Origin of the sequence: Photorhabdus khanii NC19 (assembly GCF_000517265.1) — a bacterium.
GTDB classification, from domain to species: Bacteria; Pseudomonadota; Gammaproteobacteria; order Enterobacterales; family Enterobacteriaceae; genus Photorhabdus; species Photorhabdus khanii.
Genome location: NZ_AYSJ01000014.1, coordinates 274,163 through 285,709 on the forward strand (window position 1 = coordinate 274,163; position 11,547 = coordinate 285,709).

At 45.5% G+C, this 11,547-nt stretch carries 13 protein-coding genes; 9 read left to right on the top strand and 4 right to left on the bottom strand.

Annotated elements, in window-relative coordinates; translation table 11 throughout:
- Positions 1 to 4 precede the first annotated feature (4 nt).
- A complete protein-coding gene (locus PTE_RS16755; protein WP_081738257.1) occupies positions 5 to 1,519 on the top strand; it encodes a hypothetical protein in 1,515 nt (504 codons plus the stop codon).
- Positions 1,520 to 1,568: 49 nt separating this feature from the next.
- Positions 1,569 to 3,053, top strand: coding sequence for a hypothetical protein (locus PTE_RS16760; protein ID WP_036848997.1), 1,485 nt, complete (start codon positions 1,569 to 1,571; stop codon positions 3,051 to 3,053).
- Between the two features lie 149 nt (positions 3,054 to 3,202).
- On the opposite strand, the gene PTE_RS16765 is transcribed toward PTE_RS16760, so the two are convergent.
- The 4 genes from PTE_RS16765 to flgA form a co-directional block, all read right to left on the bottom strand.
- On the bottom strand, positions 3,203 to 4,333 hold the full coding sequence (locus PTE_RS16765; protein ID WP_131601534.1) for a hypothetical protein: 1,131 nt from the start codon (positions 4,331 to 4,333) through the stop codon (positions 3,203 to 3,205).
- 263 nt (positions 4,334 to 4,596) lie between these two features.
- Positions 4,597 to 5,037, bottom strand: a complete 441-nt coding sequence (locus PTE_RS16770; RefSeq protein WP_036849001.1) for a flagella synthesis protein FlgN — start codon at positions 5,035 to 5,037, stop codon at positions 4,597 to 4,599.
- Positions 5,038 to 5,048: 11 nt separating this feature from the next.
- On the bottom strand, positions 5,049 to 5,351 hold the full coding sequence (gene flgM / locus PTE_RS16775; RefSeq protein WP_036849003.1) for a flagellar biosynthesis anti-sigma factor FlgM: 303 nt from the start codon (positions 5,349 to 5,351) through the stop codon (positions 5,049 to 5,051).
- A gap of 125 nt (positions 5,352 to 5,476) precedes the next feature.
- A complete protein-coding gene (flgA, locus tag PTE_RS16780; RefSeq protein ID WP_036849005.1) occupies positions 5,477 to 6,136 on the bottom strand; it encodes a flagellar basal body P-ring formation chaperone FlgA in 660 nt (219 codons plus the stop codon).
- 228 nt (positions 6,137 to 6,364) lie between these two features.
- On the opposite strand from flgA, the gene flgB reads away from it, so the two are divergent.
- From flgB to PTE_RS16815, 7 genes are all read left to right on the top strand, one after another.
- Positions 6,365 to 6,778, top strand: a complete 414-nt coding sequence (gene flgB / locus PTE_RS16785; RefSeq protein ID WP_036849007.1) for a flagellar basal body rod protein FlgB — start codon at positions 6,365 to 6,367, stop codon at positions 6,776 to 6,778.
- Between the two features lie 5 nt (positions 6,779 to 6,783).
- Positions 6,784 to 7,188: a flagellar basal body rod protein FlgC gene (gene flgC / locus PTE_RS16790; protein ID WP_036849009.1), complete on the top strand. Its 405-nt coding sequence runs from the start codon at positions 6,784 to 6,786 to the stop codon at positions 7,186 to 7,188.
- A 12-nt stretch (positions 7,189 to 7,200) separates the two neighbouring features.
- Positions 7,201 to 7,899, top strand: coding sequence for a flagellar hook assembly protein FlgD (gene flgD, locus PTE_RS16795; RefSeq protein ID WP_036849012.1), 699 nt, complete (start codon positions 7,201 to 7,203; stop codon positions 7,897 to 7,899).
- A 27-nt stretch (positions 7,900 to 7,926) separates the two neighbouring features.
- Positions 7,927 to 9,141: a flagellar hook protein FlgE gene (flgE, locus tag PTE_RS16800; protein ID WP_036849014.1), complete on the top strand. Its 1,215-nt coding sequence runs from the start codon at positions 7,927 to 7,929 to the stop codon at positions 9,139 to 9,141.
- Between the two features lie 18 nt (positions 9,142 to 9,159).
- Positions 9,160 to 9,915: a flagellar basal body rod protein FlgF gene (locus PTE_RS16805; RefSeq protein ID WP_036849015.1), complete on the top strand. Its 756-nt coding sequence runs from the start codon at positions 9,160 to 9,162 to the stop codon at positions 9,913 to 9,915.
- Positions 9,916 to 9,938: 23 nt separating this feature from the next.
- Positions 9,939 to 10,721: a flagellar basal-body rod protein FlgG gene (gene flgG, locus PTE_RS16810; RefSeq protein ID WP_036849017.1), complete on the top strand. Its 783-nt coding sequence runs from the start codon at positions 9,939 to 9,941 to the stop codon at positions 10,719 to 10,721.
- Positions 10,722 to 10,793: 72 nt separating this feature from the next.
- Complete coding sequence (locus tag PTE_RS16815) at positions 10,794 to 11,546, top strand: flagellar basal body L-ring protein FlgH (protein WP_036849019.1); 753 nt, start codon at positions 10,794 to 10,796, stop codon at positions 11,544 to 11,546.
- The last annotated feature ends 1 nt before the right edge of the window (position 11,547 follow it).

Here is an 11,547-nt window from a genome sequence, read left to right on the forward strand (position 1 = left end):
TATTATGACTGATAAAGAAATTAGTACTGTTGACTCATTGAAAGCGAGTTTTAAGTCTGGTGTTCCGCCTACGCCTGAAGCATTTTCCCTCTTGATTGATGAGGCATATAAGGCATATGAAATCATTGATGGTGATAAGGGTGATGGCCCGACCGCAGGCTTGGAACGAGATGACAAAGGAAAACTGGCCCTCAACACTCACCATTCTGGCGGGTTAAACCTTGAACAGAGGGCTTTGGCGCTGTCACTGAAGCCAGACGGTGGGTTTTCTTTTGATGGAGGAAGGCGTCTGAAATTGGATGCCAATCGGCAAGTTCAGTTTGCCGATTTTTTCAGTTTATCGCGGCGGGAGCGGATGGAGATCGCACAGTTGTTGGGTTTGAAACGCAGTATCAGCACCACGATGACGCGTATTGTTGCTCCTTCCCCTAAAGAGAATGAACGCTTTGGCACTTCTGTTAGCCTGAACGCGGCGGGAGATTGTTTAGTGGTTGGGATGGGGAAAGTGCTCTATTTGTATATGTGCCGGAGGGGTGAGTGGTGGAATACAAGCACGCCCATTGTGTTTGAGGCTGATGGAGATAAATATCGCAGTGCTTCATGGAATGTCAGTCTGGATGCGGAGGGAGATAACTTGGCAGTGGGATACTTAACTGATTTTCGAAAAATGGAGGTTTGTGTGTATACGCGCACAAATGGCGTCTGGGATACAAAAAGTCCTATTGTGTTTCCGTTGGAAGATGAATATAGACACGCTGGTGGTGTGTATGCCAGTTTGAGCGCCGCAGGAGACTGTCTGGTGGTGTGGGGGGGCGTCTATACGTTCTATGTGTATACACGCACGAATGGGATCTGGGACAGAGAAAGCCCCATTCGGCTTTATTTTTCGAGTTCTGGTCACGGGGTTGCCATGATTTGTCTGAGTGCCTCGGGAAACTGTCTGGCGGTGCATGGTACCGAAGTTAATTATCCTTCTTCTCCCGCAATAAACATGGTTTATGTATATACACGCACGAATGGGACCTGGGATGAAAGCTACATTAGGTTCAATCCCCCTGAAGATAGCTCACCCGGTTTTGGCAAGGTTTTTAGCCTGAATGCAGAGGGAGATCGTCTGGCGGTGGGGGCGGATGATGATTCACCCATTATTAATGGGAAGGTTTATCTGTATACGCGCACGAATGGGATCTGGGATACACAAAATCCCATTAAATTTTCGGCTCCTGCAAGTGGCGTAACATATTTTGGCTGCGCTATCAAACTGAATGATGCGGGAAATCGTCTGGCAGTGGGGGCGGCTTCCAGGGTGTATGTGTATACCTATCTGAATGGTAAGTGGAATATGAAAACACCTATCGAGATTTTGGACCCTTCAGGCAATTTAGACAATGTAAATGGCTTTGGTAAGGCTGTCAGTTTGAATAAGTTAGGAACGAGTTTGGCGGTTGGTGCGGTTTTAACCAAGGTCGGTTCTGCGCCTGAAGCTGGTGCAGTTTGTATCTTTGATAATGTCAAATGAAGACAGAGAACAGGTGACGGTGACTGTCTAATACGGCTTTTGAGGACATATTATGACTGATAAAGAAATTAATACTGTTGACTCATTGAAAGCGAGTTTTAAGTCTGGTGTTCAGCTCATGCCTGAAGCCTTTTCCCATTTGATTGATGAGGCATATAAGGTATATGAAATCATTGATGGCGCTCAGGGTGATGGCCTAACTACAGGGCTGAAACGAGATGGCAAAGGCAAACTGGCCCTCAACACTCACCATTCTGGCGGGTTAAATCCTAATCAGGGGGCATTGGCGTTATCATTGAAGCCAGAAGGTGGACTCTCTTTTGATGGGGGAGGGTATCTGAAATTGGATGCTGGTCGGCAGGTTCAGTTTGCGGATTTTTTCAGTTTATCGCGGCGGGAGCGGATGGGGATCACTCAGTTATTGGGTTTGAAACGCACTATGATGACGCGAATTGTTTCTCACTCTCCCAAAAAAGGTGATTACTTTGGCAGCTCTGTTAGCCTGAACGCGGCGGGAAACTGTTTAGCGGTTGGGATGATTAATAAAGTTTGTGTATATACGCGTCGGAAGAGTGGTGAGTGGAATACAAGCACGCCTATTGTGCTTGAGCCTTTTCAAAATGACTATCTTGGATCTGTATGGAATGTCAGTCTGGATGCGGCGGGAGATTGCCTGGCGTTGGGAAATAGAGCGCCCGCTGATGCTCGAATGATGGTTGGTGTATATACGCGCACGAATGGCGTCTGGGATGCAAGAAATCCCGTTTGGTTTCCGGCTCCGGCCCGCAGTGAAGAATTTGGTATGAATGTCAGCTTGAGTGCAGCAGGAGACTGTCTGGTGGCTGGGGGCAAATACTACTCGACGTTCCATATGTTTACACGCACGAACGGGATCTGGGATAGAGAAAATCCCATTGAGTTTCCGGTCCCTCGGAATCTTTCTGAGTTTGGTTGGGTTGCTCTCCTGAGTGCTGCGGGAAACTGTCTGGCGGTGTTTGGTGAAGATGGTTACACAAACACGATTTATGTGTATACACGCACGAATGGAATTTGGGATAGAGAAAACCCCGTTAAGTTCAAGGTCCCTGAAGATAGCTCATCCAGTTTTGGCAGGGTTTTTAGCCTAAATACAGAGGGAGATTGTCTGGCGGTGGGGGCGAATGATTATTTGAAGGTTTATCTGTATACACGCACGAATGGGATCTGGGATAGAGAAAATCCCATTAAGTTTTCGGCCCCTGAAAGGGGTGGAGCGTATTTTGGCTGCGCTATCAAGCTGAATGGTGTGGGAAACCGTCTGGTAGTGTGGGCGGCTTCCAAGGTGTATGTGTATACCTGTCTGAATAATAAATGGAATATGGAAACACCTAGCGAGATTTTGGACCCTTCAGGCCCTCCAGACTATTTCAATGGTTTTGGTAAGGCTGTCTGCCTGAATAAGGCGGGGACGAGTTTTGCTGTTGGTGCAATGGTAGAGAGTGTCGATTCTAAGCCCAGAGCTGGTGCAGTCTATGTTTTTGAGAATGTCAAATGATGGTCTAATCTAGGATAGCCCCATTTTTTGTATATATTACAAGGAAATGGGACTACCACAATGGGTGGTAATGTACTGACGCAGTGTGCGGCTAATGGTCGGTAAACTATATAAGTAAGCCGCTGAAATTTCTGTCAAACTCAGTAGATTCAATATTGTTTGAAAAGATAGTCGATAATATCCTGTTCAAATTCAAAGGAATCACGTCGTTCCGCAAGGTGGCTTTTTAGTACAGTAAGTGAACGCAAGCTTTCTCGCAGTTGGGTTTCATTTTCTATACTTTGCCGCAATTTTTTGCAGTGTTCGCGGAGGTTATTTTCTATTACCTTTGATGTTTCACCTCCCAGTGTGCGCCAAATCATGCCCGGTAACGAATCAGATTTTTTTAACTGATTAAACTCATTGGCTAGTATATCTATACGTGTTTTTAGCAACTTATTGATGTCGGATATATCCCGACTGTTAAAACTGAAAGTTGAATCAATGTACTTGTAGTACATGTTTATTATCGTCCAGACATCATTATCTTTCTTGGCTTTTGATAACTGCATCATCAGCTGGTTTTTTTTCTTTTTCTCATCCAAATCCTGTTCACGATCCGGATGTAATACCTTGGCTATTTTTCTATACATTTGGCTCACTTCCTGCGATTTAAATAAATCATCCAGTTTTCTCTGGTCTTCTTCCGCAGGATCGAAATCATCGGTATCTTCTGCATCATATTCATCGTAGAAATGTTCTGATTCCCGTTGAAAATGCTGTTCTATGGTGGCACGCATTTTTTCAGGATTTTTCATCATATCAAGTAATTCTTCATCAGATATTTCTTCATTAAAATCAAAATATTCATCCAGAGTCTGCCGGATATCAGCCATCTGTTCTGGTGTTGGAGTTTCCTCTTCTTTCAACGCATGAAGATTGGAAAAGTGATCGGTCAACTTATTGAGATCAAGGTTTTCGTTAAAGGGGTAAGTACATAACTCAGCAAGTTCTTCTTCTATCCAGAAAAATAATTCTCTCCGTTGGTTTTTCCCCAGCGATTTTTTATCGGCAAATGAAAGCAACCGTGCTACTTTATCATATCTGGATTGTATATATTGATGCTCTACCGGTAAAACTTCCTGTTGAAAGCGCATGAAAAATTCGTCTTGTTGCTGTTGCAGCTTGGCGATCTTCAATTGGTATTTTTCGATGGACTTCCAGTAAGCTTTGAATTGTTGCTGAGGCGTTTTTGGTATCTGCTGTCCGCTCGATTTTCTTTTTTTTAGTTGCTTGTGCATCAGTATGTTATTTCCAGTATAGATCAATGGGAAAAGAATATTCTCGCTGTTAATCAGCCAGCCTGACTTTTGATAATCATCAACCACGGTTGAAGGTTAAAAATTATGTTGTCAATACCCGTTGTCGTTTATTCTTATTCTGCAATATATTTTCGTAATACGCAAAACATTATCGTTGTGCAATTGTTACGTTGGCTTACAAACGGTGATTTTTGCTAATCAATAAAAAACGGCACTACCGCGACGGGCGGTAATGCGCTGAATCAAACCTGGACTTTATGGCCGGAAAGCATGGAGTGACGAGTAGCCTGACCGTCTGAACCATAAAGAGAGGGGCTATGGTGGCTTTTTAGAAAAGCGATAGCTTTACTATTTAACTCAAGATGCTGGGCTAACAACAAACCATTATGGGTGTTTAAATCACGAACCTGGATAGTTGCTTTGTCGATCTGTTGCCACAATCTGGCAAGCATAGGCTGTTTATCATAAGGGGCAATGGCCTTTAATTCTTTGCTTAAATTAAGACGTTGCTGTTCTAAATGGCCAAACGCGGATAACAGAAAATTTTTTCGTTCTGTTACCCGGTGCAAATCTCGTGCTTCAATAAAACCCTCGCACAGAATACGCTGTTCTTCCGCCATTGTTTGGGTCAGCGAGGTTAAATAGGTAACTTGCTGTTCGAGTAATTGTTGAAGTTCTTCCATAACGGGTTTAATTACTTTTTATAATACGGAAAATTTTCGGCGGCTTCTCTGAACAGAGCGTCTGCGATTTTACCGCTGTTCATTTTTAAGGTTCCCTGAGCGATAGCGTCTTTCAGTTTTTGCACTTTTTGGATGTTGATATCCTCGCTGCTCGGCTGAACCAGTTTTGTTTGTGTTTCGCTCAGTTTTACTTGTGCATCAGTGCTTTTTAACGTAACGCCGGAGGTTTTTCGGGTGCCCTGGGCGCTTTCATTAGTTGGTCGCTGTTGAACAGCAGCGATAGCTAATAAGGGTTGAGTGCGTTCGATACTCATAATCATTATCCTTTATGGCCAGGCATAGGTTCACCTATGGATCGGAGCAGGTTACATGCCATTTGCATACCTGCAAATCATGCTCTGCTGGTTATATCGGCACAGTAAAAGAAAACTTTAGCAACTTATAACATGATTTTTACACTGCCGTTTTCTAGTGCTTGGCCGGTTATAACGTGCCCTGAATTCATTCGAACCCTGACTTTATCAGAAGTTACAGCGTTATTAATAGCTTTCCCTTCATTACGTATCTGAAAACCCTTTCCTTGTACAATCACCCCCACATTTTGACCTGCCCGTACAGCCCACGGGCGGCGTAACATATTGCGGGTGATTGCCTGTCCTGCCGGAATGCTGCGTATAGCAACACTGTTTTTTATTTCATTTTTGTTAATAATCAGATCGTTCGGTAATTTTTCCAGCAATCCGCTTCTGACCTGAAAATCTTTCTCCGATAAAACATCATTACGGGAGAGGGCGCGGCGGGTAACCCAATAATGTCCTGTAACGCTGACAGCGACCTGAATAAATTTGCGTTTTTGATGACAAACGATAGGTAAAGAGATATTTCCCCAGTTTTGATTACTAATAGGAGGGTGAATTTCCGGTGATTCACACTGAGGCCATTGCTGTTCCGGTGTTCTGATTTCAACAGAAACTTTTTGATGATTATCCCTGTGTATCTGCTGAAAATAGTGCGTTATGGCCTGAGGCAGATTATTTCCCCATGCCATCGGAGTCATAAAGAAAAACGTGAATAGCCCGATAATCTTTATAGCTTGCATTTTCTCGCTCTCATTATTCTGTCAATAAAGTAGATAAACGCGGCTGTTGGGTGGCGCACAGTGTACCTGCATTGAATATCGGTCAATGGGATAAATAGCAATTCAATTAGCGTCTATTCATCCGATAGGCTTTTCTTTCTGCGTTTATTCTGTCTACTGCGAATTTCGCGATCGCGAATTGCGCTATTAAGGTTCATAACACAGGTAAGTCACATAAGAGGGAGGAATATGCTCGATAAATTAGATGCAGCCTTTCATTTTCAGCAGGAAGCTTTGTCATTGCGATCACGGCGACAGGAAATATTGTCCGCGAATATCGCCAATGCGGATACTCCAGGGTATCAGGCGCGGGATATTGATTTCGCCACACAACTGAAAAAAACCATTGCGCACGGTCGGGTCACCGGAAACGGGATCGGGCTGACGCTGACATCGGCTCGGCATATTCCAATTCAGCCTCAGAAGAGAATGGAGATGGACTTGCTGTATCGGGTGCCTTATCAGGCGGCGATGGATGGCAACACGGTGGATATGGATATGGAGCGCGGCAATTTTATGGATAACAGCCTGAAATATCAGGCTGAACTGACGGCGACCAGCTCCCAGGTTAAAAGCATGATGTCAGTCTTACAGCAAGGATAAAGGCCATGTCTTTACTCAGTGTTTTTGATATTGCCGGTTCGGCATTATCAGCTCAATCCCAACGATTAAATGTCAGTGCCAGCAATATGGCGAATGCCGATAGCGTTTCAGGGCCTGATGGCCAGCCATACCGGGCGAAACAGGTGGTTTTCCGTGTCGCCGCACCGGCAGGACAAGAAACAGGCGGTGTTCGGGTCAGTGAAATTGTTGATGATCCAACACCTTTCCGCCTTGAGTATCAGCCAGGGCACCCGCTGGCCGATGAGAAGGGTTATGTACGAATGCCAAACGTTGATGTGGTTGGGGAAATGATTAATACCATTTCGGCTTCCCGTAGCTATCAGGCCAACGTTGAGGTACTGAATACAACCAAGTCGATAATGCTGAAAACATTAACGTTAGGTCAGTAACAGGAGCGACTCATGGGAATTGCCAGTGCAATGAACGAACCAATGGATAACACCATCATTGGGGAGATGGCATCGTCTAGCGATACAAAGAAGAACAGCAAAGAGCTGAACAGCAACTTTATGCAACTGCTGATTGCACAGATTAAAAACCAAGATCCAACTAACCCGATGAAGAACAATGAGTTGACCTCCCATTTAGCGCAGATTAACACGCTAGAAGGGATCGAGAGGCTGAATACCACGCTGGGGTCTATTGTTGGTCAGATTAATAATAGCCAGTCTTTACAGGCATCAGCTTTGATTGGGCGCGGCGTTATGATCCCCGGCGATACGATTCTGGTTGGTCCCAGCGAAGACGGGGGGGCCAGTATTACGCCATTTGGTATTGAGCTGGAAAGGCCGGCGGATAGTGTGAACGTGACCATTACGGATAAACAAGGGGCTGTTGTAAGCCAAATTGATCTCGGTGCGCTGGAAGCGGGGGCCCATAGCTTCGGCTGGGATGGCATAAAAGGAGATGGCACTGGCACTACGGTTGCGAATGGCGCTTATAAAATCACCATCGCAGCCAGCTATAAAGGCGAGCAGAGAGTGTATCAGCCACTGATGTTCGCTGTTGTGAAAGGCGTTACCCGTGATGCGGACGGCGCTAAGTTAGATTTAGGGCGGTTTGGTACCGTCACTATGGATCAGGTACGTCAGATTCTTTAACAAACAAGCATTTTAACGGAGAGTAATATGGCTTTTTCACAAGCAGTGAGTGGCTTGAATGCAGCGTCAGCTAATCTGGATGTTATAGGTAATAATATCGCTAACGCAGCGACATATGGCTTTAAATCCAGTACTGCTGCTTTTGCTGACATCTTTGCTGGCTCTCAGGTGGGTCTGGGGGTAAAAATGTCGGGTATTAACCAGAACTTTAAAGATGGTACGCCAACTACCACCAATCGTCCTCTCGACCTGGCGATCACGCAAAGTGGTTTTTTCCGTCTGCAAGACAGTAATGGTGGGATCTACTATTCCCGTAACGGCCAGTTCAAAATGGACGAGAACCGTAACATTATCAACATGCAAGGCATGAAGCTGACAGGTTATCCGGCAGTGAGTATCAATGGGGGGGTACCGCAGGTTCAGAAGGGTGCTAACCCGGTAGCGATTACGGTATCTCAGGATATGTTGCTGGCTAAAGCGACAACTGAGGTGACGATGCAAGCGAACCTTAATTCGATGCATAAAGTACCAACGGAGGCTTTCTCGCCAGATAAGCCGGACTCTTATAACTACCCTAACACGATCACCGTTTTCGACAGTTTGGGCAACCCGCATGGTATTAGTGTTTTCTTTGTAAAAACAAATGATAACGAATGGCAAGTTTATGCGCGGGATGGGGATGTTGCCGGTGCTAAAGAAGCTTCACTCGGAACCCTGAAATTTGATGGTAACGGTAAAGTCATTGGTAATGATAACCAGTTCACGTTTAACGTTCCTTCACTGAATGGTTCTTTGGCTTCGGATATTACGATTAATTTTAATAACAGCCGGCAACAAAAAATTGATGCTGACAGCGTAACCAAACCTACTCAGAACGGTTATGCTGCTGGTCAGTTTAGTGGCTACCGTATTGAGAACGATGGTAGCGTCGTCGGTACCTATTCCAATCAGCAATCCCAATTGCTTGGGCAGATTGTAATGACTAACTTTGCTAACCCGGAAGGACTGGCAGCACAGGGTGACAACGTGTGGTCAGAAACCGGCGCTTCTGGCAGCCCGGTGGTGGGTACTGCGGGTTCAGGCAATTTTGGTAAATTGCTCAGTAATACATTGGAATCATCCAACGTTGATATGAGTCAGGAACTGGTCAATATGATCGTGACACAGCGCAACTATCAATCCAATGCCCAGACCATTAAAACTCAGGATCAGATCCTGCAAACTCTGGTCAGTTTGCGTTGATAGTTTCAGGATAGCATTATGGATCATGTCATCTATACCGCAATGGGCGGTGCTCGTCAGACTCTGGAACATCAGGCGGTGACGGCAAATAACCTGGCAAATGCATCAACGCCGGGTTTTAAGGCACAACTGGCTGCATTGCGAGCGGTTCCTGTTGAAGGGGCTGCCTATAACACCCGCACTTTGGTTGTGGCTTCAACACCGGGCGTTGACCATCGTCAGGGGCCGATGAGCTATACCGCGCGTCCGCTGGATGTGGCGATTGGGCAAGGAGGATATCTGGCGGTTCAGCTTGAAGATGGTTCTGAGGCTTATACGCGTAACGGCAGCATTCAGATTTCAGCGGAAGGTCAGTTAACTGTCCAAGGTAACTTGTTGATGAGTGATAATGGCCCGATAGAGGTTCCTCCGCACGCTGAATTAACCCTGGCAGCTGATGGTTCGCTATCTGCACTGGTTCCCGGTGATCCGCCAACACTATTAGGGCAACTTGGTCGATTGAAAATGGTAAAACCAGAGAGCAATCAACTTGTCCGTGGTGATGATGGTCTCTTCCATATGACTGAACAGGCACAAGCGTTACAGGGTGATGTCTTACCTGCCAGCGATGAGGTGAAATTAATGCCCGGTACTCTTGAAGGAAGTAACGTCAACCCGATGGAAAGTATGATGAGTATGATTGCCAACGCCCGTCGTTTTGAAATGCAGATGAAAGTCATTCATAGCTCAGATGAAAATGCACAACGTGCTAATCAACTGTTATCAATGAGTTGATTTAGATACAGAGGATAAAATCGATGATCCGATCATTATGGATTGCTAAAACAGGGTTGGATGCCCAGCAAACCAATATGGATGTGATTGCCAATAATCTGGCAAACGTCAGCACCAATGGTTTTAAACGCCAGCGTGCCGTTTTTGAAGATCTGCTTTACCAGACCATTCGTCAACCAGGAGCGATGACATCGGAACAAACCCGCTTACCTTCTGGTTTACAGATAGGTACCGGGGTGCGTCCGGTAGCAACAGAACGTATACATAGTCAGGGAAACTTATCTGAAACTAATAACAGTCATAATGTTGCCATTAGAGGGAAGGGTTTCTTTCAGGTTCAGCTACCTGATGGTACCAGTGCTTACACTCGCGACGGCTCATTTCAGGAAGATCCAAATGGGCAGTTGACTACCGCTAGTGGTTTTTTGATATTCCCTACCATTACCATTCCTGATAACGCGACGGATATCGCCATTAGCCGTGATGGTGTTGTCAGTGTGAAAATACTGGGGCAATCGGCACTTCAGCAAGTTGGGCAACTTACCTTGACAACCTTTATCAATGACAGCGGGTTGGAAAGTATGGGTGAAAACCTTTATCTGGAGACCAACAGCTCTGGAGTACCGGCTGAAAATACACCAGGAATAAATGGCGCTGGATTGCTCATACATAAATATGTAGAAACATCTAACGTCAATGTGGCTGAAGAATTGGTCAACATGATTCAGACGCAGCGGGCTTATGAAATAAACAGTAAGGCTGTGTCGACTTCTGATCAGATGCTGCAAAAACTGACTCAGTTGTAACCTAATCATCAATCAGAACCACGGGGGAACGCGATTTCCCCGTTATTCAGAGATAAATTAAGAGTATCGAAGATGGATACAATGGCTGTGGCCGGGATTAGCGTTGTTTGTCATACCCGCAATTTACGGAAAAATGTGACCAATAAATGGCGTTGCAGTATAGCACTGGCGATATTGTCACTTACGGGCTGTGCTTATATCCCGCAAAAACCGCTGGTTGGGGGGGCCACAACCGCAGCACCTTCTGCTGCAACCGCGCCAGTACCTAATGGCGCCATTTTTCAGGTAGTGCAGCCTGTTTATTATGGTTATCAGCCGTTATTTGAAGATCGCCGCCCCCGAAATATTGGCGATACCCTGACGATTACCTTGCAGGAAAATGTCAGCGCCAGTAAAAGTTCTTCCGCCAATGCCAGCCGTAACGGGAAAACGACGTTTTCCGCCGCACTGACACCCCGTTTCCTGAAAGGGTTAATGGGTGGAGATAAAACCGATCTGGAAATGGAGGGTGAGAATACTTTCGGCGGGAAAGGGGGGGCTAATGCCAATAACACGTTCAGAGGTACGATTACCGTGACGGTTGATCAGTTACTGGCAAACGGCAACTTACATGTTATCGGTGAAAAGCAGATTGCCATCAATCAAGGGACAGAATTTATCCGTTTCTCCGGTGTGGTTAACCCACGGACTATCAATGCCAATAATACCGTCAGCTCCAATCAGGTCGCTGATGCCCGCATCGAATATGTGGGTAATGGTTATATCAATGAAGCGCAGAACATGGGTTGGTTACAGCGTTTCTTCTTGAATGTTTCACCGTTTTAAA